The sequence below is a fragment of the Pseudomonas sp. S3_G06 genome, assembly GCF_054667565.1.
Genome location: NZ_CP162738.1, coordinates 1,914,708 through 1,937,767, shown reverse-complemented (window position 1 = coordinate 1,937,767; position 23,060 = coordinate 1,914,708). Strand labels below are relative to the sequence as shown.

Genomic DNA, 23,060 nt, shown 5'->3' with positions numbered 1-23,060 from the left:
CTTTTGATCTTGAAAAGCTAAAGTCGAAAGATCGTCCGATCGCGGCCCCGGCCTTCGGCAGCTCCTACAAAAGCCGGATCGCCTGCGCTATGGTGCACTGACAGTTCACCGCCGTGAGTCACCATGCGCTTCCTCGCCCGCACCCACCCTCGCCTCTCCGCCGCCGCTCTGCTCGGCCTAGCCACCGGCCTGTTGGTCCCGGCCGATTCCATCGTCAGCAAAATCCTCATTGGCTGGAACGTCGGTGTCTGGACATACCTGATCCTGATGTTCTGGCTGACCATACGCGCCAAGGCCCCGGACGTGCGACGCATCGCCGAAGTCGAAGATGAGAATGCCGGGCTGGTGCTGTTTGTGGTGTGCATTGCCGCGTTGGCCAGTCTCGCCACCATCACCCTTGAACTAGCCGGCAGCAAAGACCTGGAAACCTCACGCAAACTCATGCACTACGGGTTCACAGCGCTGACAGTGACCGGCTCATGGCTGCTGATAGGTGTGATCTTCTGCGTGCACTACGCGAGGTTGTTTTACACCTGGAATGGGAAGGAGCCAGCACTGCGTTTTGCGGAAGGACTGACCACCCCCAATTACTGGGATTTTCTGTACTTCTCGTTCACCATCGGCGTGGCTGTGCAGACTTCGGATGTGGGTGTTGCGACGCGGGATATTCGAAAGATTGTGCTGGCGCAGTCGCTGATTGGATTTTTATTCAATACCGCAATTTTAGGTTTTTCGATCAATATCGCGGCGGGATTGTTTGGCTGATGTTGTCCCGGGTGCGTCAATTCAGGGCTTATGATAAGAGAAAGAGAACCAACGGCCTACGCATTCTGTCAGTCGTGTCAGACCGAATCGGAAACTCATACTTTTTAGCTACTGTAAACTGTCAGGTCTTACAGTTTACAGATCGCCCCATTAGCGCTCTCATAGCTCATCCCGAAAGTTTCCCTTTAAAGCGGGATATCTCGTCACGACATGGAGACCGCAAAAATGCTATCTAGAATTCGCGAGCGTAGAAACGCAATTGGCCCAGGCATGTGCAAAGGAACAATCAATACCGTTGAGAAGTTCAATGCAGGACTGGTTGAGCTATATGAGAAAGCATTCCCGCTCCCTCATGGTGAGGCCTACGTTATGTTTGCTCGGCAGCGCAATGAGGACGACACGACCAAGGAGATCACCCTGTCGTTCACAAAAAGCCTGCCAAATGACAGTTACGTATTGACACCAACCTCCCACGAGGTTCGCCTGACATTCCTTGACAGCAGCGATCCAGCGAAACCTGTGACGTACACTCAGCGTTCAGGCACTGCCATAATCGCCTATGACCGCGATTCAGCCACTCTTTCAGGAAATTTGAACAACGTTGTCGTCGAGAACAACGACGACGACGAGTTGAAACAACTGACCCTGGAGGTTGCGTTCTCAGCAGTGGGAGATATTGTGAAATTACGCGGATACCCTTCTAAAGCCGCGTAGTTCGGAATAAAAAAGGAAGCTTACGCTTCCTTTTTTTGCCTATATCACCACGTATAACGAATACCGAGATTTGCACCCAACGGCTGCTTTATATATTGCCCATTGCTGTACTCGAAATCAGCATGCACGCTGAAATTCCTGGCTATCGCGACGGCCACGCCAGCACCCAGCTCCCCACGAGAACCAGACAGGTCATTATTGAATACATTGTTGTTCACCTGCACTTCGTTGTTCTTTGCAAATTCATGAACCCAAGCAAGGCGAATATAAGGCTGTACAGTCCGCCCCTGATCCAGCTCGATATTCCGACCAGCCGTTAGGCCCGCTTTACCGATGAATGAGTGGGTACGATCTCCTTCTGCCTGCAGATCATTACTTAATGAATAATTCTTCCCTTCAATAACTACCGCTGACCACTGAGTGTAGGGTTCCACGAAGTTTCCATTAGCAAAGGTGATGTGTTTGCCGATTTCCACCGATCCACCGATGGCGGAATTGTCGTAATCACCCTTGGCTCGCGTCCCGTCACTCAATCCGACCTTTGCATCATTATTGAAACGGTTGGCTTTCAACACGCCATCAAAATAATAACCCGTATGCTTATCCAGCCACGTTACATAACCGCCAAGGTAGTAACTTTCGACACTCCCGGACGTCCCCGCATCGAGGTCCAGGTCAGATTGACTTTGACCTGCCATGACACCGATCAACCATTGGCCGTCACCCAATGGTAGCGGCGCATCTGCCCCTAGGGTGAAGCCACTTTGCCGTTGCTTATAGCCGACACCCGAGCCATCGGCGATATTGTACTTGTTCGTGTAAGTACGCCCCCACGCGCCCGCTTGACCTCCACTGAAGCGCAACTCCCCCATACGGGAGCGTAACGAAGTCAACTCGCCCAACCATACCGTCGACGCCGTGTTGAACAGAGCCAGCACGGAACGAGCCCCAGGGCTGATCGTCCGGGTGCTGGGATCCAGTATCCAGTCATTGCCGCTTTTCACCAGACCGTAGGAATACGTTCCTAGATCAACGTCGCGATTCATGAAAAAAACGGCGTCACCCCCGGCTGTTTGCACCACCCGAACAGGTTGCCCACTGGCAGGATCATTACCGCTGCTTGCGATGAGCAGCTCATGTGTTCCTTGGGCGGTTCCTGTGATATTCAGCACATCCGTCTCACCCGTGGTGAAATTGGTGCCCATTACAAAGCGGCCGTTGCCGGAGAGCGATGCCACGTTGAGTTGATAAAAGGCATCGGAGGTACCGAAGACCACAGAGCCACCGCTATTCAGGTTCAGTTGGTCAATGCTGCTGTTGCTGGTCAGTACCCACCGGGAACTGTCATTGATCGTGGCACTCTGCACATTTTGCAATTGACCTGTCAGCGTCGAATTGTTTTGCAGAGTCAGTCTTGCGATGCTGCCCTGCTCAGTGACGATGTCACCCTTGAGGGTGCTGTCGTTGACCGCGAGAGAGGCATCAGCCCCACCTCGGACATCCAGTAACGTGCCATTGCCAGAGAGCAAGCGAGAGTTGGTCAAGGTGATGGCCGATGGCGAGTCTTCGGCGTTGGCATGGTTGACCAGAATCGCTGAGCCGGATATGCCTTGCACGGTAGTGTTTTCAAGGTTCAGCGTCGCGGGTTGAACCCTATTCGGATCGGAGTTGATGACCACGCCCTCGCCACCTCCCGTGATCGTGCTGTTTTGGGCATTTGCCTGGCCGCTACTCAGCCGCAGTCCGTAACTGGTGGCCCCAGTCCCGATAAGGTCGGAGTCACTGAGGTTCAGGACGCTGAAAGCACTGACCAGAGCGCCACCGGTCACACCAGTGATCCGCGTGCCATTGGCAACTGACACGCTGGACCCTTCTTGTCCTTGGGAATCACGTACCACTTGGAGCCCTAACCGATTCCCGGAAATCGTACTGCTGTCAATTGTCGCTTGTGTGCTACTCAGAAGGACCGCTGCCAGGCCGCTCGTAGAAGAAACTGTTGCACCACGCAGATTAACCGTCGACCCTTGGCGAGCCGTTATCTGCCGTATCGTGCTACCGGGATTCACGATCAACGTAGAGTTTTCAGAGGTGATAGCCAGCGTTTGTGCGCCGTTCACGGTCAGCGTTGCATTCTGCGCGAGGTCCCATCGTTCCGGCACACCACCATTTACCGTTTCCTCCCGCCCAACGACGGGCGCTGCGCTGACGGAGGCACTAAACACCGCCAACAATGAAGGGCTGGCCATCATGAAATACCCCAAACGGCCCAAAACCGAAAACGACTTACCCCGCATAATGAATACCTGCTTTGTGTTTAATGGAATGGCAGTAGTAGCCATCCTTCGAGGGGCGCAAGGCTATAGAGAAAAATTTTGAATTTCTGTAGGACTTATCCTCAGATGAAAGGAGAATTTTCTTTCAGATTGCAAGATTCAACATCCAGCCATAAGTGAATAGGGGCGCTGACAAAATTATTGCCCACGCGCCCCCTATGATTAATCAACGATCATGGGGTGATGAAATCCTCACAAAACCGACCTTGGCTATCGTCCAGATCCAATTCGTTTTCAGCAGGCAATGAGTCCGGGGTTGGATTATTGCCAGCGCCCCCGCGGGAAATGGAATAAGTCACACGCGCCCTTTGGAGATGAGCCGGTTTGAAATCCTCGGCGTAATCGCCAATTCCGATAATTACGCCGTCGGGAGGGAATGTCCCTGTAATCGGGAATGTAGCTACTGCATCAGTACCTTCGATTGGTTTGCTAGGATCCGCCAGTTCATATGCCTGGTACTTCAAAGTAATGGTTTCTCCATCGACGGTGTAGGTATTGGGCAATACGCGCACGTGCAGATTACGCCTTTCCGTACCATCATTTGGAATGGTCGCCGTAGGGAAGTTCAACGTGGAACACCCTATTCTTCTTCGCGACCCGGCTAGATTCAGTATTACCGGTGCAGCCATTTCAATCGGGAAAGGTTCCACAACGATATCTTTTGTCTTGGAAGCAGTCGGGTTTTTAGACCCAGGAGTGTAAAGCGTATAGCGCAGCACCTTGGTCCCGCTTTCTTGCTTCAGAACAACTGACCAAGGCAGCGGATGGTCGAGTGTGTCGCCTTCCTGGCCTGATGTCAGCGCAATCGATTCGCCTATTTTGATGTCGTCATAGAACACATCGATCAACCAGCCTTCTTCGGTCGGTGGCGTTGCGAAAAGTTTAATATGCACGTTGATACCGGAATCGCCATAATCACCTTCCTTGATTTCGTCGGCGCTACCAGCAGTTGTTGTCAACGTAGGCGGATCGAGGCCAATCGTAATTGGATCCGGACCGATATATGAAATGTCGACGTCAATTTCTACATCGTCTTCAGCGAGCAACCTGAGACCACGAAACATCTTGAAACTCACATCGGTTATAACAACACCATCGGTATCCCCATAAGCCTGCTTTACAAGATCATACGGGGCGTAAAACGTCAGTTCGGTATTGGCACCCACTCGCTGTTCAGCGCCTGCGGCCTGGCCTGCCCAATAACCGGTAATAGTGTCAGTTTGAGCATTGGGAGTTGGAACCTTGACCTTGAACTCCACACCTTTGCTATCGAACTGCGTATCCGCAAGATCGATCAAGTTGTCGCCGTCTGTACCGTTGGCCAACGTTACTATCGGAGGCAGCACCGTGGCGGGATCAGGATCTTTGGCATGTTGAACAATACGTTGACTAAAGTTCGATCGTCTTCCTTCATTTCCTGCCAAGTCTTTGGATACGTAAATAAGCTGATTCGGCCCATCCGGGGCATCTACGAATACCTGTATTGGAATCCCAGCATCCCTACTGGCCGACAGCTCCCCCTCGAACACTGGCGTATCGCGAACCGGATCGGGCGCAGGACCGAAAAAAAGCTGTAAACATCAGTTGCCTCGAAATTTGCAGGGATTGCCGGCTTGACAACAATTTCAGTCTTGCCTTCGAGGTACGCCTCGTCGATAGGTGTGGTCGGGAGCAAATCGCCTGGCCACTCTGCAGCACCAGGAGTCCGATCGGCAGGCGGGTTTTTTACTTGATAGGGTCGCGTCAGATCAATTGCAAAAGTACTGATACCGGACTCGGTATCGTTGATACCGCCCGCAAAATAGACATACCGAAACTCCCATTCCGTAGGCGTTTCGGGAGAAAGTTCCTCTCTGAACAGGTTGCGTCGGATCTTGTAGGGTACCGTCCAGTCTCGCGTACTAACAGGCCCAGGTAAAATGTACGGAGCGTCATCACCTGAATCGACAATGTCAATCCACGGTATGGAACCTTTTATACGAATCTGCGGTATAAACGAATCGTCATCATCTTCAAGTGCGGGTTTCGGAACCACATACTCCAGATCACTGACAAGAGCAGCAATTGGAATGCGCAAATCGGGAAGTAGTGTTTGTGCAGGAAAAGTAACGGCTACTGGCATATCAAGAGCATTTTCGACTACGGATTTTTTCCTCAGCGCCGCCACTCTGGACAGATTGGCTTTTTCAACTATAGCGTTCATTATTTTCTCCCTGCTTTTTTCAATTAGGTATGTCTTCTCTTCAATCACTTGTTGCCAAGCACCTACGATTAGCGGTTTACGGTCTTAAAGGAAGTTCATCGCCAGGAATTACTTGATCAATCTTTACCCAGCCTAGCTTGGAGACACCGACAAGTTTGCGCCCCCGAAAAACTCGGTACACAGCAGTCGCTGAAGCATGCTCATACATAGGCTTGATGTGGACATCGTAAGGTTGGATACACAAGGTATAGCCTTCGTTGATATCGGTGTCATTCAGGGCGGAGCGTATGTCTTTTTTCCGTGCCCTGACATATTCCACCCCGCTTCCATTCAAACTTGAATAGCCTCTCCACAGTAACTCGACTCGATCCCCGACCCTGAACCCCACCAGAGGTGGGACAGATATTTGTACGCCCTCACTCAAAGGCGGTTTCGTGCTGCAGTTGAGATAGCCGTAATCGTCTTTATCAGGGAAATCCGGCGCCTCTAGGTCAGTTGGAACAGGAGTATGGTCGATTGTCAGTTTGCGTTGTTCCGATTTTGAGGGGTGGTCCGCAGTATCGAGCACCTGATACCACAATTGCCCCACGCCATCGACCTGCAAAAACTGAGCATCAATATGAATAACAAACTCCGGCTGGATGTCCGCTGCCGTGTAATCATTAATTATTGAAACAAGTGGCTGACCCGGTTGGTCTAAAAAAACCGTTAATCGATCTCTATCGTCAGGCAATGTTGCATAACTGGGCCAAAGTGGAACCACCACGTCGATTCCCGCCAATAATAAATCCAGCGGTATGTAACCTTCCGGATCAACATCCGCATCCTCTACTCCGATGACTCTCGGCGGTTTGAAGTCCAGCGGGCCTGAGTTAGACATACATCAAATCCCTACCTGTTTTCGCTTGATGAGTACTTCATAAGATTAAACGCCTTGCCAGGCATGCTGCCTACTGTCAGATCTGACAGGTAAAAGGACCGCCTGTCGGAATTTTTCTGTTTAGTTTGATCAAGACGCTTGACGCCGTTCCAGTAAATCGGCTTTCCTGAAACCGGTTTCAGCAATACCCGAATAACAATAAGGTTTCCCGATGAACGACTTTTCCGCCGCCCAGCGCAGCCGCGTGACCATGCTCGACGTCGCCGAACGCGCCGGGGTGTCCAAGGCCAGCGTCTCGCGTTTCATCGGCGATGACCGCGCCCTGCTCTCCGACGCGATTGCCTTGCGCATTGAACAAGCCATCGGCGAACTCGGTTACCGCCCCAACCAAATGGCCCGCGGCCTGAAACGCGGGCGCACCCGCCTGATCGGCATGCTCGTGGCCGATATCCGTAACCCTTATTCGATTGCCGTGATGCACGGGGTGGAAACCGCCTGCCGTGCGCACGGCTACAGCCTGGTGGTGTGCAACACCGACCGCGATGACGAGCAGGAGCGCCAGCATCTGGCGCTGTTGCGCTCGTACAACATCGAAGGGCTGATCGTGAACACGCTGGGCCATCACCGTGACGAATTGCACGAGCTGCGCCGCGAGATGCCTATGGTGTTGGTGGATCGCAAGGTCGACGGGCTCGACAGCGACATGGTCGGGTTGAACAACTCGCAAGCAGTAGAGATGGCGCTCGCGCATCTTGAGCAGCGCGGATATCGGAATTTATTGCTGGTCACCGAACCGTTTGACGGCACCAGTTCGCGGATCGAACGGGTCAGCAGTTTTCAAGCGCAGATTGCCCAACGCTCGGCCCTGACCGGAGCGGTGCTGGAAACCGGCGATCATCTACTCGCGCGACTGCAAACCTTTTTAAACACCCACGGTGACGGTCCGAAAGCACTGTTTTGCGCCAATGGCGTGGCGGCGCTGGCGGCGACTCACGCGTTGCGCGCACTCGGTGTGCACTTGTTCGAGGATGTCGGGCTGATTGCCCTGGATGATCTGGATTGGTATCCGCTGGTGGGCAGCGGGATTACCGCGCTGGCACAGCCGACGCAAGAGATAGGCGCGCGGGCGTTTGAGTGTCTGCTCAAGCGCTTGCGCGGGGATGATGAGGTGGCGCGGGTGGTGGATTTTGCGCCGGTGCTGGTTGAGCGTGGATCGACCCGTGAGGTTGGCGGTGTCTGATCTGACGCTTTCGCGAGCAGGCTCGCTCCCACAGGTTGATCGCATTCCATTGTGGGAGCGAGCCTGCTCGCGAAAAGGCCTGCAAAAGCACCACAAATCCATCTGATATTTTTTTGAACAAAAATGAAACCGGTTTCAGAGGTCAATAACAATGAATAAACCCGCCGTTTCCATCAGTTTGTCCAGCTACGGTGCCGAGCTCGTGCGCCAGCGTGGGCAGGATTGTTTTATCGACATCCTCGCGGCAGCCGGGGCGAATCGCATCGAGTGGCGTGAAGAGCTGCTGACCCGTGAAGACCCGGCGCAACTGGCTCAGGCTACCCAGGCGCAGGGCCTGCAAAGCATTTATTCCTCACCCACCGAACTCTGGCTGGCCGGGCAAGCGCAGCCAAATCCCGAGTTGATTACCGCGCTGCAACAGGCCCAGGCGTTCGGTTCGAAATGGCTGAAAGTTTCGCTTGGCTATTTCACTGATAACTCTGATTTGCAGGCATTGGCCGAGCGACTCAAGCAAAGCCCGGTGCAACTGCTGGTGGAGAACGACCAGACCTTGCACGGCGGGCGCATCGAGCCGTTCCAGCGTTTCTTCGCCGCCGTCGAGCAGCACAACCTGCCGATCAAGATGACTTTCGACATCGGTAACTGGCACTGGCAGGACCAATCTGCCGCCAGCGCCGCCCGCGCGCTTGGGCGTCATGTCGGTTACGTGCATTGCAAAGCCGTGGCGCGCCGCGCCGACGGCAAACTGGTCGCCGTACCGCCGGCCGTCAGCGACCTGCATCTGTGGGAACAACTGCTGCGGCACATGGACCAAGGCGTTATGCGCGCCGCCGAATACCCGCTGCAAGGCGATGACCTGGTGCAACTGACCCGTGAACACGTCGCCGCCCTCGCCCGCCTCGGTCAATCGCGCCTGGAGCCTGCTCATGTCTGAGATCGATATCCTTTCTTTCGGAGAAACCATGGCAATGCTGGTCGCCGAGCAGACCGGCGATCTGGCCAAGGTCGAGCAGTTTCACAAACGGATTGCCGGGGCCGACAGCAACGTCGCGATCGGCTTGTCGCGCTTGGGTTTCAACGTCGCGTGGCTGAGCCGGGTCGGTAACGATTCGCTCGGACGCTTTGTGGTGGAAACGCTGATCAAGGAAGGTCTGGATTGCAGCCACGTCGAAGTCGATAAAAACCATCCGACCGGATTCCAGTTCAAATCGCGTAACGACGACGGCAGCGACCCGCAGGTGGAGTATTTCCGCCGTGGTTCGGCGGCCAGTCATCTGTCGCCGCACTCCATCACCGACAACCTGCTCAGCGCCCGCCATTTGCACGCCACCGGTATTCCGCCGGCGCTGTCAGGTTCCAGCCGGGAAATGTCCTTCGAGCTGATGAACCGCATGCGCGCCGCCGGACGCAGCGTGTCGTTCGACCCGAATCTGCGCCCAAGCCTGTGGGCCAGCGAGGCCGAGATGATCCGCGAGATCAACCGCCTCGCCGCCCTCGCCCACTGGGTGCTGCCGGGGTTGAGCGAGGGCCGCTTGCTCACCGGTTTCGACGACCCGGCCGACATTGCTGCGTTCTATCTGGATCAGGGCGCCGAGGCGGTGGCGATCAAGCTCGGGCCTGCGGGCGCTTATTACCGCACGCAGCTGGATCAGGGATTTGTCGCTGGCGTGCCGGTGAGCAACGTGGTCGATACCGTGGGCGCTGGTGATGGCTTTGCGGTCGGGATGATCAGCGCCCTGCTCGAGCATCAGAGTTTTGCCGAGGCCGTGCAGCGAGCGAACTGGATTGGCAGTCGCGCGGTGCAGAGTCGCGGGGATATGGAGGGGTTGCCTTCCCGCTTGGAGTTGACCGCTGAATTTGCGAGCAGGCTCGCTCCCACAGGGGAACGCATTTCACATGCGGGAGCGAGCCTGCTCGCGAAGAGGCCCGCCTGATCACCGCAAATCAATGAACCTGCTGCGACAAAAACAACAAGCTCAGGAGTCACACCGATGAAAACCGCTACCCTCGCCACCCGCCGCTGGTGGTACATCATGCCGATCGTGTTCATCACTTACAGCCTGGCCTATCTCGATCGCGCCAACTACGGTTTCGCCGCCGCGTCGGGCATGGCCGAAGACCTGATGATCACACCGGGCCTGTCCTCGCTGCTCGGCGCGCTGTTCTTTCTCGGCTACTTTTTCTTCCAGGTACCCGGCGCGATCTACGCGCAAAAGCACAGCGTGAAGAAGCTGATTTTCGTCAGCCTGATTCTCTGGGGCGGGCTCGCCACGCTGACTGGCGTGGTATCCAACGCCTATTGGCTGATCGTCATTCGCTTCATGCTCGGCGTGGTCGAAGCGGCGGTGATGCCGGCGATGCTGGTCTATCTCTGCCACTGGTTCACCCGCGCCGAACGCTCGCGGGCCAACACATTTCTGATCCTTGGCAACCCGGTGACCATGCTGTGGATGTCGGTGGTGTCGGGCTATCTGGTGCAGCATTTCAGCTGGCGCTGGATGTTCATCATCGAAGGTCTGCCGGCAGTGTTGTGGGCGTTTATCTGGTGGCGTCTGGCCGATGATCGTCCGGCCCAGGCCAAGTGGCTCAATGAACAGGAAAAACACGATCTGGAAAGCGCGCTCGCCGCAGAGCAGGTCGGCATCAAGGCTGTGAAGAACTACGCCGAGGCTTTCCGTTCGCCGAAGGTGATCATCCTGGCGCTGCAGTTTTTCTGCTGGAGCATCGGCGTCTACGGTTTCGTATTGTGGCTGCCGTCGATCCTCAAGGCCGGCGCGCAAATGGACATGATCGAGGCTGGCTGGCTGTCGGCGCTGCCGTATCTGGCGGCCGTGCTGGGCATGCTCGCGGTGTCGTGGGGTTCGGACAAATTGCAGAAGCGCAAACGCTTCGTCTGGCCACCGCTGCTGATCGCTTCGATTGCGTTTTATGGCTCGTATGCGTTGGGCGCCGAGCATTTCTGGTGGTCGTACACGTTGCTGGTGATTGCCGGCGCCTGCATGTACGCGCCGTATGGGCCGTTTTTCGCCATCGTTCCGGAGATCCTGCCGGCCAACGTTGCCGGTGGCGCCATGGCGCTGATCAATAGCATGGGCGCGCTCGGCTCGTTCGGCGGCTCGTATCTGGTCGGCTACCTGAACAGCTCCACCGGCTCGCCCGGCGCCTCCTACCTGTTGATGAGCGGCGCGTTGCTGTTGTCGGTGGTGCTGACGATTTTCCTCAAGCCCGGCGCCAGTGATCGCGTCGTCGCCAAAGCCGCCGCCACACCGCGTGTGCCGGCGCATTACTGAAAGGACTTTTGCCATGAAAAAACAGGTCGTGCTGTACAAGAAACTTTCGCCCGCGCTGATGGCGCGCCTGCAAGAGCAGTTTGACGTAACGCTGATCGAAAGCCTCAACGCCGATGGCCTCATGCAGTTGCGCGATGCCCTGCCCCGCGCCCACGGTTTGCTCGGCGCCAGCCTGAAACTGGATGCGGCGTTGCTGGATCTGGCGCCGCAGCTGGAGGCGATTGCCAGCGTCTCGGTGGGTGTCGACAACTACGACATCGAGTATCTGAACCGGCGCAAGATTCTGCTGACCAACACTCCCGACGTGCTCACCGAAACCACTGCCGACACCGGTTTCGCCCTGATCCTCGCTGCCGCGCGGCGTGTGGTTGAACTGGCGAACATGGTCCGTGGCGGGCAGTGGAGCCGCAATATCGGCCCGGCGCATTTCGGCACCGATGTGCATGGCAAGACGCTGGGCATCATCGGCATGGGCCGCATCGGCGAAGCCTTGGCCCAGCGTGGGCGTTTCGGTTTCGGCATGCCGGTGATCTACCACAGCCAGTCGCGCAAACCGGCGGTCGAGGAGCGGTTCGACGCACAATATCGCAGCCTCGAAGAGTTGCTCCAGCAGGCCGATTTCATTTGCCTGACTTTGCCTCTGACGGCGCAGACCGAACGCTTGATCGGCGCGGAACAATTTGCGCTGATGCGGCCGGAGAGCATCTTCATCAATATCTCGCGGGGCAAGGTGGTCGATGAGGCGGCAATGATCGAGGCGTTGCGCAACCAGCGCATTCGCGCGGCGGGGCTGGATGTGTTCGAGCGCGAGCCGTTGAATCATGATTCGCCATTGTTGCAGTTGAGCAACGTGGTGGCGACGCCGCACATGGGCTCGGCGACCCATGAGACGCGTGAGGCGATGGCGCGGTGTGCGGTGGAGAATCTGCTGGCGGCGTTGAACGGACAGCGGCCGGCGAATCTGGTGAATCCTCTAAACTGATCGTTCCCACGCTCAGCGTGGGAATGCAGCCCGGGACGCTCCGCGTCCCTTCCGAAAGCTGGAACGCGGAGCGTCCCTACAGGCATTCCCACGCGGAGCGTGGGAACGATCAGCAAGGCGCCGGGGCAGGCAATGCAAGACCCTCAGGCACTGCGCGCCTGCAACAGCTGCACCGCACACAACGCAATCCGCGCGCAGGCATCCGCCAATTTGACCCGATCCACCACCAGCCCGATGCGAATGTGCCCCGCCGCGCTCGGCCCGAACGCTTCGCCGGCCAGCACAGAGACGCCATAACCCTCCAGCAAGCGCTCAGCAAATGCCTGAGCGCCAAGCCCAGTCTGGCGCACATCGACCATCACAAACATGCCGCCATCCGGGCGGATCGGCTGCAACCCAGGGCAACCGTACAAACGTTCGCAGACCAGATCGCGGCGCAAGCGATACTCCTCACGCATCTGAGAGACTTCCGGCAGATCACTTTGCAGCGCCACTTGCGCGGCCTTCTGTACGAAATCCGGCAGACCGAAGAGCATGCTCAGCGACAGATTCACCAGATGCTCGGCCAAGGGTTTCGGGCCGATCATCCAGCCGATGCGCCAACCGGTCATCGCATGGGATTTCGACAGACTGTTGATCGTCGCGGTGCGCTCGGCCATGCCCGGCAGGCTCGCCGGGCTGATGTGCTCGCCTTCGTATAAAAGCTCGCTGTACACCTCATCGCTGATCAGCCACAGGTCATGGCGAATGCACAGCGCTGCCAGTTCCTGCCAGATCAGCAAGGGCAGACTCGCGCCGCTGGGATTGTTCGGGCTGTTGAGCAGCATCGCGCGAGTTCGCGGGGTAATGCGCGAGGCGACATCGGCGGGGTCGACACGAAAACCGTTCTCCGGGCGCACCGGCACGGCAATTACCTTGGCACCGCAAGCGCCAAACACTCCTTCGTAGGTAACGTACATCGGCTCGGCGACGATCACTTCATCGCCCGGATCGAGCAGACACTGCGCCACCGAATACACCGCGCATTGCGCGCCGGGCAGGACAATCACCTGATCAGGATCAACCCGTTGACCACTGCGCTGGCGATGACGCTCGGCAATCAGCCAGCGCAGCTCGAACCGCCCACGCACATCGGAGTAATGGGTGTCGCCGGCCAACAGGCTGTCAATCGCACCATGGACAATCGGCAACGGCGTATCGAAATCCGGATCGCCGACGCTCAACAACAAAACATCAACGCCGTCGGCGCGCAGTTCCAGCGCTCGGTCGTGAATCTGCCAGGCAGCGGCACCCTCCCCGGCGATTCGTTGGGTCAAGGCTGAATAGCGCATGTACGTCTCCTGTTAGCGCGGTTTCCAGCCTTCACCGTATCTCAAATCACGAAACGCGCCACCATGGCGTTCAAATCCACTGCCAGTCGCGACAGTTCGTGGGTCGCGGCGCTGGTCTGGTTGGCGCCGGCGGCCGATTGCGTGGCGAGGTCGCGAATGTTGACCAGGTTGCGATCGACTTCGCGGGAGACTTGCGCCTGCTCTTCCGAAGCGCTGGCGATAACCAGGTTGCGCTCGTTGATCTGGTGAATCGATTGCGTGATCTGCTCCAGCGCCACGCCGGCCGCGCGGGCCATTTCCAATGTGGACTGGGTGCGCTGATTGCTTTGCTGCATCGACGAAACCGCTTCTCCGGTACCGTTCTGGATGCCGGCGACCATTTTTTCGATTTCCTGAGTCGACTGCGCGGTGCGATGGGCCAAGGCGCGCACTTCGTCAGCCACCACGGCAAAACCACGGCCAGCCTCGCCGGCACGCGCCGCTTCAATTGCAGCGTTGAGCGCCAAGAGGTTGGTCTGCTCGGCGATGGCCCGAATCACGTCCAGCACCTTGCCAATGTCACGACCTTGCGCGGCGAGGCCTTCGATCATCTGCGCGGTGTTCTGCACGTCGTGAGTCATGGTCTGGATCGCGTCGACGGTTTTCACCACCTGATCGCGACCTTCGCGGGCGGCGTGGGTCGACTGGTTGGACGCCTCTGAAGTCGACACGGCATTGCGCGCCACTTCTTCCACCGCAGCGGTCATCTCGTTGACGGCAGTGGCGGCTTGTTCGATTTCGTTGTTCTGCTGCTGCAAGCCACGAGAGGCTTCTTCGGTGACAGCGCTAAGTTCTTCGGCAGCGGCGCCCAGTTGCGTGGCGGAGCCGGCGATCTGCTCGATGGTTCTGCGCAAGTTGGTCTGCATCGCCGCCAAGGCTTCGAGCAGGCGCGCCGGTTCGTCCTTGCCGTCGACTTCGATGGCTTTGCTGAGGTCACCGTCGGCAATGGTTTGCGCAGCGAGCACGGCGCGGTTGAGCGGCGTGACGATGCTGCGGGTCAGCAACCAGGCGAGCAACACGGTGGCTAGCGCCGCAATCACGGCGACGATGATGATCCCGGTGATGGCGCTGTCATAGTTTTCACCGGCCTTGGTCGCCGCCGCTCTGGCCCCGGCGGTGTTCATGCCGATCAACTTGTTGAGCTGCTCGCCCATTTGATCGGTGCCTTCCTTGATGCGCGTGTTGATCAACGCGCGCATCGCTTCCAGATCGCCCTTGCGCGATAGCTCAATCATCTGATTCTGCGCTTGCAGGTAATTATCGAGCGTCGTCGAAAACGTCTGGAAGACCGCGCGCTCTTCAGGGCCTGCCGGCAACGCAGCGTAGTTGGCCTGTGCTTTGCGCACCTTGTCGACCAGCACCGCGATGCGGGTTTCTGCCTCTTGCAGGCTGGCCGGTTCGCGATTGACCAGCACACGGAACGAGAGAATGCGCATGCGCAGGACGTTTTCCGTGACCACGCTGAGGTGGGTCACGCTTGGCAACTGGTTGGTGTCCATATCGATCGACGCCTGACGAATGACCGTCATGCGGCTTACGGCGAACACGCCGAGGACAATCACCAGCAAGGCGATGAAGGCAAAACCGAGGAAAGCACGGGGCGCGATATTCAGATTACGCAGGGACATGGTCGGACTCTCGAAAGAAAGAAACTACGAGCATCCATGCCGTGAGCACTGGCCCATAGCGGGCGACAGTCCGGCGTCACTGGGTTTTGGTTTTGTGTGCGCCTGAACGTTGTATCGGCCAGGCTTGAGGAAGGTTTCGGGTCTGCGGTAAATATTTTTCGGGACGTGACAACGATCAAACACTGCTCCGCTGCCATTGGTAGGAGCTGTCGAGTGCAACGAGGCTGCGATCTTTTGACTTTTAAAAGCAGGATCAAAAGATCGCAGCCTCGTTGCACTCGACAGCTCCTACATAGGCAAGCCGATCAGCGTTTGGTGGCGAGTTGCCAGACCCGAGCAATATCGGTTGCGCGCTCACGCAGCAGGCGCGGGGCTTCGGCGCAGGCCTGTTCCAGAGTCATCGGTCCGCTGGTCACGGCGAACGCGGCGTCGATGCCATGCTGATAGAGCTCCTGATAGCCATCGCCCAAGGTCCCGGCAATCACGATCACCGGCACGGCGTGCTGTTTGGCAAGTCGCGCAACACCGAACGGCGTTTTGCCGCGCAGGGTCTGCGCATCGAAGCGGCCTTCGCCGGTAATCACCAGATCCGCACCTTTGACTGCCTCAGCGAGCCCGACCAGTTCCGCTACCACCTCGACGCCCGCCTGAAACTGCGCACCGAGAAAAGCCTTGGCCGCAAACCCCAGACCACCCGCCGCGCCGCTGCCCGGTTCATCGCGCACGTCTCTGCCCAATGCTTGCGCGCAAAGCTCGGCGAAGTGCCCCAGCGTCTGATCGAGCTGCTCAACCTGCGCAGGCGATGCGCCCTTCTGCGGGCCGAAAATGGCCGAGGCGCCGTGGGGCCCGCAGAGTGGATTATTGACGTCGGCGGCGATGTCGAAACGCACATCGGCCAGACGTGGATCAAGTCCACTCAGGTCCAATCGCGCCAGTTGCGCCAAGGCCAGGCCGCCGGGTACCAGCGACTGATTCTGCGCATCCAGCAACTTCACACCCAATGCCTGCATCGCCCCGGCACCGCCATCATTGGTCGCGCTGCCGCCAATCGCCAGAATCACCCGTTGCGCGCCGGCATCCAGCGCTGCACGAATCAGTTCACCGGTGCCAAACGTGCTGCTGATGCAGGCATCGCGCTGTCCCGGCGGGACCAGTTGCAGACCGCTCGCCTCGGCCATTTCTATGATCGCGGTGTGGTTGTGCGGTAGCCAGCCCCAAGCAGCATCGACCGGCGCGCCCAGTGGACCGCGCACGCGGGTGCGGCGTAACTCACCTTCGCAGGCTGCAAGAATCGACTCGACCGTGCCTTCGCCGCCGTCGGCCATCGGGCATTTGACCAGCGTCGCCTGCGGCCAGACCTGCGCCAGTCCGAGGGCGATGGCTTCGGCAACGCCTTGGGCACTCAGGCTGTCCTTGAACGAGTCGGGGGCGATGACGATCTTCATGGGAATTCTCCGGTTGCAGTGGCATTCATGCTGCCAGTCGGCCTGCGCCTTGACGCCGGTCGGGTGCACAAGTGGCGTCGGCGTTTATTGTTCATTTCCACAAAAGGCTGGCGCTGGATGTTCCGGCCTCTTCGCGAGCAGGCTCGCTCCCACATTTGAAATGCATGCCACTGTGGGAGCGAGCCTGCTCGCGAAGGGGCCCCGAAATACACCGATCAATTCGGATCAGTCTGCGGCAGCAACTGCACCCCCAGATACAACGCCAGCATCCCGTCCAGCTTCAACGGATCTACCCCGCTCAACTCGGCAATCCGTTCCATGCGATAGCGCAGGCTGTTGCGATGGATGCCCAGCGCTTCGGCACAGGCCTGGCTCTGCCCGTCGTGCTCGCACCAACTGCGCAGCGTCGCCAGCAACTGGCCGTTGCTGTCCTTGGCGATAACCTTGCGCAGCGGCTTGAGCAGTTCGTCCAGCGCATCGTCGTTGCGATGTCGCCATAGCATGACCGGCAAGCGATAACGATTGAGCGTCAGCAGTCTCGAATTCGGCAGCACGTCACGACCATACGCCAGCAAGTCGCCGACCCGTCGATAACAGCGGCGCAACCCGGCCAGGCCATCCGCCTGCCCGCCGACGGCAATGCGCAAAATCTTCCAGCCGAGGCCATCGAGCTTTTCCAGCAGGCGATCGTGCTCGACGTTCTGGCTCGCCGGGCGACACCACAACAGCGACGACTTCGCCGAACTCACGCACCAACTGTCGGGATACCGCGAGGTCAGCCACGCACTCAGTGCCTCGACGGTTTGCCCCGGCCCGTGCTCAAGACCCAGCTCAAACAGATACGGCACCCGGGTCAATTGCGGCTTGAGCCCAAGCTGCTGCGCCTCATCGATCAGGCGCGGCGAATCCCCCGCCTCGCTCAACAGCAAAGCCAGCAGATCATCGCAACGCTGCCGTCGCCATTGCTGCTCGGCCTGCTGGTTGCGCTGGCCGACGAGCATTTCAGCGGTCATGCGCACCAGCTCGGCGTAGGTGCGCAATTGCTCCGGCTCGCCAGTGATGCCAAGCACGCCGATCAAGCGCTGATCGAGCAACAGCGGCAGGTTGATGCCCGGTTGCACGCCTTTGAGGTGCACCGCCGTTTGCGCATCGATTTCCACCACACGCCCGTTGGCCAGCACCAGTTGCGCGCCTTCATGCCGGGTGTTGATGCGCTCCGGTTCACCGCTGCCGAGGATCAGGCCCTGACTGTCCATGACGTTGACGTTGTACGGCAAAATGGCCATGGCCCGGTCGACGATGTCCTGGGCAAGGTCGTGATCGAGTTCGAACATAGCGGCGGCAATCCTTCATTTCAGGCACGGACGGTTGTTCAGCCGCACAGGGTCTGGCGGCAAACCCTGTGCTCAGGCACAAAGACAATCCGGCCAAAGGTGGCCGAGACTCTCAGGGCGATCAACGTTACCCTTTGCATCGCAAAAAATCATAATAAAGAGAGAGCCGCTATGTCGCAGAGCGCCGCAGCTACCCAGACCATCGACGACGGTAAAAACGCCGTCTACAAACGCATCACCCTGCGTTTGATTCCCTTCATTTTCATCTGCTACCTGTTCAACTACCTCGACCGGGTCAACGTCGGCTTCGCCAAATTGCAGATGCTTGACGCACTGAAATTCAGCGAAACGGTGTACGGCCTCGGCGCCGGGATTTTCTTCATCGGTTATGTGCTGTGCGGCGTGCCGAGCAACCTGGCACTGACCCGCTTCGGTCCTCGGCGCTGGATTGCCTTGATGATGATCACCTGGGGCACGCTGTCGACCTGCCTGTTGTTCGTCACCACCCCGACCGAGTTCTACACCCTGCGCTTTTTCACCGGTGCCGCTGAAGCCGGTTTCTTCCCGGGCGTCGTGCTGTATCTCTCGCAGTGGTTCCCGACCTTCCGCCGTGGCCGGATCATGGCGTTGTTCATGTCGGCAATCCCCGTCTCCGGTTTGCTCGGCAGCCCGTTTTCCGGCTGGATTCTCAACCACTTCGCCGCTGGCCAGGGTGGCCTGGCCGGCTGGCAGTGGATGTTCCTCCTGCAAGGCATTCCGACCGTGATCCTCGGCGCACTGGCGTATTTCCTGTTGAGCGACAGCTTCGCCAATGCCAAATGGCTGACCGCCCACGAGCGTTCGGCGCTCGAAGCCGACCACGCCGAAGACCTCGCCAATAAACCTAAAACCGCCACCGACTCACTGCTTGCGGTGTTCAAGAATCCTGCGATCTGGGCCTTCGGCCTGATCTATTTCTGCATCCAGAGCGGCGTGTATGCGATCAACTTCTGGCTGCCGTCGATCATCAAGAACCTCGGCTTCAGCGATAACCTGGTGATCGGCTGGCTGAGTGCGATTCCGTATCTGCTCGCGGCAGTGTTCATGCTGGTCGTCGGCCGCTCGGCGGATTTGCGCAAGGAGCGCCGCTGGCACTTGGTGGTGCCGATGCTGATGGGCGCTGTCGGGCTGGTGATCGCGGTGAATTTCGCGGCGAATCCGGCGATTGCGATTCTCGGCCTGACCATAGCGACCATGGGCGCACTGACTGGTCTGCCGATGTTCTGGCCGGTGCCGACCGCCATGCTGAGCGCGGGCGCGGCGGCTGGCGGTCTGGCGCTGATCAACTCGATGGGGCAGATGGCCGGGTTCCTCAGCCCGTACCTGGTGGGTTGGGTCAAGGACAGCACTGGCTCGACGGATGCGGCGTTGTATGTGCTGGCGGCGGTGATCGTTGGCGGGAGTCTGCTGGCGTTGCGGATGACGCGGACGTTGCGGGCTTGAGCTCGCGTGCATGAACAAAACGGCCCTTACGGGCCGTTTTTTTATTCGGTTTCACTTTGCACGATGATGTTCGGCGAGCAGACCAGCGTCGAAGCCGATCAGAGCCGTTGTAACAAAATCTCTATACTTTGCCATTCCATGGAACCGTGCTTACGCAGCCGCGCCTAATGGTCGCTCGCTCGAATAAGTCTGCCAAGGATAGTCAATGTTCAATCGGCCCATCGATTTTGTCCGCAAGCCATTGCGCGCGATGTTTAACGCGTTCGATAACAAGGAAGCATTCGACACCTCGCGGTCCCTGGAGGTCGCCAGCTGTGAATCGCACAGGGCAGGTCTCCGATACCGTGCCGACATCGATGGCCTGCGGGCTGTCGCTGTCCTGCTGGTGCTGATATTTCACGCAGGGATGACGTTATTCCCGTCCGGTTTTATCGGCGTGGATATCTTCTTCGTGATCTCCGGGTATCTCACCACCTCTATCATCATGAAGTCGCTGGAGAACGGCACGTTCAGCTTCACGGGTTTTTACGTCAGGCGCATCTGGCGCTTGCAACCGGCCGTTGTTGCGCTGTTGGTTGTGACCTTGCTGGTTACCACGCTGCTTTATCTGCCCGATGACTACGTCGACTTCCTGAAAAGCGAGAAGTACACCTCATTACTGATCTCCAACCAGTATTTTTCCAAGGTGACTTCCGGTTACGCCACGCCCGATGCCGCCAGTCTTCCGCTGTTGCACACCTGGTCACTGGCGATCGAATGGCAGTGGTACCTGCTGCTACCGTTGGGTATCTGGCTGCTGCATCGCTATGTGGCGAAACGGGCTTTGAGCAGCGCGGTGCTGGGTTTGACCCTTGCCGCCACGGCGCTGGCGCTGTATCTGTCGCAGGTCACTCCCGACCTGAACTATTACTTTTTTACCGCGCGCATCTTCGAATTGATGATTGGATCGTGCGCCGTCATGTTCAGCGCGGACAGGTTTCGCCTGAGTCGTGTCAGCGCTTCGCTCATTTGCGCGGTTGCGCTCGTCACGATTGCCTATTGTGCGGTCCAGGACGATATCCTCAGCGGATTCCCCAACTATCACGCGGTCGCGGTATGCGTCGCCACGGCCCTGCTGCTGGTTCGCGGCATAGGTAATGTGAGCATCACCTCGGCTGTCCTTGCATTCAAACCGCTGGTGTTCATTGGCACCCTTTCCTACTCGCTGTATCTGTGGCATTGGCCGATTCTGGCGGTGCTGGCCTACCTGGGCGTCGATCTGAGCCCAGCGGTAACAGTCGGCTATTTCGCCGCCACGTTCGCGATGGGCTACCTCTCCTTCTGGCTTATCGAAAACAGGTTTCGCAAGGTTCGGGCCGGATTCGGCAAGACCGTACTGCTGTTGATACTGCTGCCCGCCATCGGCCTGTCGCTGCTGCACTCCGCTGGCAGGAATCATGACGGGTGGCCGAACCGTTTTGGTGACGATTCGATCGCGATGTTCAGCACGCTAAAGGCATTCGTACCGAGCCATCGTGAGGACTGCCTGGGTAACAGCGAAAAGGTTGATCCTGACTGCGTCCTGGGCGCGCCGCTGGCCAAGCCGCAGGCTTTGCTGATCGGAGATTCCTATTCGAATCACTATTGGGGATTTATCGAAACGCTGGCCAAGGATGCCGGCCTGTCGGTTCTTGCCCAAGGTTATCCGGCCTGTCTGACCCTGCCCGGCATCTATCTCTACGACTGGTACAAGGCCAAAAACGCGCTTTATGAAAAGTGCCATACGGCTGCCCAACACTATTACCACCTGATTGCGGACAGCCATTTCCAGTACGTGATCATTGGCCAGTTCTGGGAGGCCTATCTCACAGCCACGATTGTCACGAAACTCGATGACCCACGCAGCCTGGAACTGACGCAGCAACGACTTGAGGTCGCGGTTCGCCAGGCACTGGACATCATCGTCGACTCGGGTGCCACGCCGATTGTGCTAATGAGCACATTGCCCATGCCCGCCAGAATCAATGAATGCCTGCTCAGACAGGTCAAGTTACGCGGGATGCTCGGCAGCGCTGAACAAAGCCGTTCATGTGCCGCGGTGACATGGTCAGGCCTTGAGGACCCCTTCTTGACCAGACTTTTCGGCCAATTGCAGGTTGAATATCCACAACTGATCGTCCTTGATCCAAAAAAAGTGCAATGCACGGACGGTACTTGCCTGACCAGCGTCAATGGCGTGCCGGTGTACCGCGACATCGGCCATGTGTCCGATTACGCCTCGTACAAATTCGGTGAGCTGTACCTCAAGCACTTCGGCAATCCATTCAAGAGCAATCCGGGCGGCGCCCTCTAACGCCGCTCCATTTGCCATCTATGCTGCAACTGCCAGCTTCTTTTGACGAGGTTCGCATGACCGAATGGACGCGATATGTTTCGAATACTGAGCATCTGCTCAATATTCAACACAAAAACCACGTATCCTGCGCGCCCCGTTCAACCATCACGTCGCGAGGACAGTTTGTCTAAAGGTATCGCTCTATCGGTTTCAGCCTCGGTGCTGTTTGCCGTGATGTATTACTACACGTCGCTGCTGACACCTCTGAGCGGCGTGGAAATCTTCGGCTGGCGCATGCTCCTGACCGTGCCGTGCATGACCGTGTTCATGCTGGTTTCCGGGGAATGGCGGCGCGTGCTGGAGCTGTTCCGATTGATCGCAGCCAGGCCGAAGCTGATTGCCGGGCTGCTGGTCTCTTCCGCCCTGCTCGGCGTTCAGCTGTGGCTGTTCATGTGGGCACCGCTCAATGACTACAGCCTGGATGTATCGCTGGGTTATTTCCTCTTGCCGCTGGCGATGGTGCTCACCGGGCGGATTGCCTATGGCGAGAGCCTGTCTTACCTGCAGAAAATCGCGGTATTTTTCGCCAGCCTTGGCGTGTTGAACGAGCTGTATCAGGTGGGTGGTTTTTCCTGGGCAACGCTGGTGGTCGTGGTCGGTTATCCGCTGTACTTCGTACTGCGCAAATACCTGAAAACCGACAACCTCGGTGGCCTGTGGGTCGACATGACCCTGATGCTGCCGGTCGCCTACTGGTTCGTGCAGGGCGGCGAACAGGGCCTGGCCGTTTTCGATCAATATCCGGGACTGATGTGGCTGATTCCGCTGCTCGGCCTGATCAGCGCTTCCGCGCTGGTGGTGTACATCATCGCCAGCCGCTTGCTGCCGTTCAGTCTGTTTGGTTTGTTGAGTTATGTTGAACCGGTGTTGTTGCTTGCGGTGGCGTTGTTGCTGGGAGAGAGCATCAAGTCGGGCGAGTGGCTGACTTACATCCCGATCTGGCTGGCGGTTGTGGTGCTGGTTTTCGAAGGCTTCAAGCATTTGACGCGCCAACGCCGCTCCTGAATGCAACACAAGACA

18 protein-coding genes are annotated in these 23,060 nt (G+C 57.8%); 10 read left to right on the top strand and 8 right to left on the bottom strand.

From position 1 onward, the window contains the following. Window positions 1-123: 123 nt before the first annotated feature. Together AB4N47_RS08875 and AB4N47_RS08870 are read left to right on the top strand one after the other, a co-directional pair. On the top strand, window positions 124-765 hold the full coding sequence (locus tag AB4N47_RS08875) for a DUF1345 domain-containing protein (RefSeq protein ID WP_341637379.1): 642 nt from the start codon (window positions 124-126) through the stop codon (window positions 763-765). Between the two features lie 225 nt (window positions 766-990). Next, on the top strand, window positions 991-1,479 hold the full coding sequence (locus tag AB4N47_RS08870) for a hypothetical protein (protein WP_122611362.1): 489 nt from the start codon (window positions 991-993) through the stop codon (window positions 1,477-1,479). A gap of 44 nt (window positions 1,480-1,523) precedes the next feature. Here AB4N47_RS08870 and AB4N47_RS08865 read toward each other — a convergent pair whose 3' ends face one another. The 4 genes from AB4N47_RS08865 to AB4N47_RS08850 all read right to left on the bottom strand — a co-directional run bounded on the left by AB4N47_RS08865 (window position 1,524) and on the right by AB4N47_RS08850 (window position 6,895). After that, window positions 1,524-3,818, bottom strand: a complete 2,295-nt coding sequence (locus AB4N47_RS08865) for an autotransporter outer membrane beta-barrel domain-containing protein (protein WP_341637378.1) — start codon at window positions 3,816-3,818, stop codon at window positions 1,524-1,526. A 167-nt stretch (window positions 3,819-3,985) separates the two neighbouring features. Beyond that, window positions 3,986-5,236 (bottom strand): hypothetical protein, encoded by a 1,251-nt coding sequence (locus AB4N47_RS08860; RefSeq protein ID WP_460154461.1) that lies wholly within the window; start codon window positions 5,234-5,236, stop codon window positions 3,986-3,988. A gap of 44 nt (window positions 5,237-5,280) precedes the next feature. Next, complete coding sequence (locus AB4N47_RS08855; protein ID WP_460154460.1) at window positions 5,281-6,015, bottom strand: hypothetical protein; 735 nt, start codon at window positions 6,013-6,015, stop codon at window positions 5,281-5,283. 76 nt (window positions 6,016-6,091) lie between these two features. Further along, on the bottom strand, window positions 6,092-6,895 hold the full coding sequence (locus tag AB4N47_RS08850; protein WP_341637376.1) for a hypothetical protein: 804 nt from the start codon (window positions 6,893-6,895) through the stop codon (window positions 6,092-6,094). A 211-nt stretch (window positions 6,896-7,106) separates the two neighbouring features. Here AB4N47_RS08850 and AB4N47_RS08845 point away from each other — a divergent pair, with 211 nt between their 5' ends. The 5 genes from AB4N47_RS08845 to AB4N47_RS08825 all read left to right on the top strand — a co-directional run bounded on the left by AB4N47_RS08845 (window position 7,107) and on the right by AB4N47_RS08825 (window position 12,407). Continuing rightward, entirely contained in the window at window positions 7,107-8,135 is a 1,029-nt protein-coding gene (locus tag AB4N47_RS08845; protein ID WP_341637375.1) for a LacI family DNA-binding transcriptional regulator, read from the top strand. 151 nt (window positions 8,136-8,286) lie between these two features. Then, window positions 8,287-9,069 (top strand): sugar phosphate isomerase/epimerase family protein, encoded by a 783-nt coding sequence (locus AB4N47_RS08840; RefSeq protein ID WP_341637374.1) that lies wholly within the window; start codon window positions 8,287-8,289, stop codon window positions 9,067-9,069. Beyond that, window positions 9,062-10,069 carry a sugar kinase gene (locus AB4N47_RS08835; RefSeq protein WP_341637373.1) on the top strand — a complete coding sequence of 336 codons (1,008 nt, stop codon included), beginning with the start codon at window positions 9,062-9,064 and terminating at the stop codon, window positions 10,067-10,069. The genes AB4N47_RS08840 and AB4N47_RS08835 overlap by 8 nt, the downstream gene beginning before the upstream one ends. Before the next feature lie 57 nt (window positions 10,070-10,126). Next, window positions 10,127-11,425 carry an MFS transporter gene (locus AB4N47_RS08830; protein WP_122506808.1) on the top strand — a complete coding sequence of 433 codons (1,299 nt, stop codon included), beginning with the start codon at window positions 10,127-10,129 and terminating at the stop codon, window positions 11,423-11,425. A gap of 13 nt (window positions 11,426-11,438) precedes the next feature. Beyond that, a complete protein-coding gene (locus AB4N47_RS08825) occupies window positions 11,439-12,407 on the top strand; it encodes a 2-hydroxyacid dehydrogenase (RefSeq protein ID WP_341637372.1) in 969 nt (322 codons plus the stop codon). A gap of 143 nt (window positions 12,408-12,550) precedes the next feature. Here the strand turns inward: AB4N47_RS08825 and AB4N47_RS08820 are convergent, their stop codons facing one another. The 4 genes from AB4N47_RS08820 to AB4N47_RS08805 form a co-directional block, all read right to left on the bottom strand. Then, complete coding sequence (locus tag AB4N47_RS08820) at window positions 12,551-13,738, bottom strand: pyridoxal phosphate-dependent aminotransferase (protein WP_341637371.1); 1,188 nt, start codon at window positions 13,736-13,738, stop codon at window positions 12,551-12,553. A 41-nt stretch (window positions 13,739-13,779) separates the two neighbouring features. After that, on the bottom strand, window positions 13,780-15,405 hold the full coding sequence (locus tag AB4N47_RS08815) for a methyl-accepting chemotaxis protein (protein WP_341637370.1): 1,626 nt from the start codon (window positions 15,403-15,405) through the stop codon (window positions 13,780-13,782). 305 nt (window positions 15,406-15,710) lie between these two features. After that, window positions 15,711-16,850 (bottom strand): glycerate kinase, encoded by a 1,140-nt coding sequence (locus tag AB4N47_RS08810; protein ID WP_341637369.1) that lies wholly within the window; start codon window positions 16,848-16,850, stop codon window positions 15,711-15,713. A 215-nt stretch (window positions 16,851-17,065) separates the two neighbouring features. Beyond that, on the bottom strand, window positions 17,066-18,184 hold the full coding sequence (locus tag AB4N47_RS08805) for a sugar diacid recognition domain-containing protein (protein WP_122506803.1): 1,119 nt from the start codon (window positions 18,182-18,184) through the stop codon (window positions 17,066-17,068). Between the two features lie 171 nt (window positions 18,185-18,355). Between AB4N47_RS08805 and AB4N47_RS08800 the strand changes: the two genes are divergently transcribed. The 3 genes from AB4N47_RS08800 (at window position 18,356) to rarD (ending at window position 23,045) form a co-directional block, all read left to right on the top strand. Next, complete coding sequence (locus AB4N47_RS08800) at window positions 18,356-19,666, top strand: MFS transporter (protein ID WP_122506802.1); 1,311 nt, start codon at window positions 18,356-18,358, stop codon at window positions 19,664-19,666. Between the two features lie 205 nt (window positions 19,667-19,871). After that, window positions 19,872-21,998 (top strand): acyltransferase family protein, encoded by a 2,127-nt coding sequence (locus AB4N47_RS08795; RefSeq protein WP_122506801.1) that lies wholly within the window; start codon window positions 19,872-19,874, stop codon window positions 21,996-21,998. 165 nt (window positions 21,999-22,163) lie between these two features. Further along, complete coding sequence (gene rarD / locus AB4N47_RS08790; protein ID WP_122506800.1) at window positions 22,164-23,045, top strand: EamA family transporter RarD; 882 nt, start codon at window positions 22,164-22,166, stop codon at window positions 23,043-23,045. The last annotated feature ends 15 nt before the right edge of the window (window positions 23,046-23,060 follow it).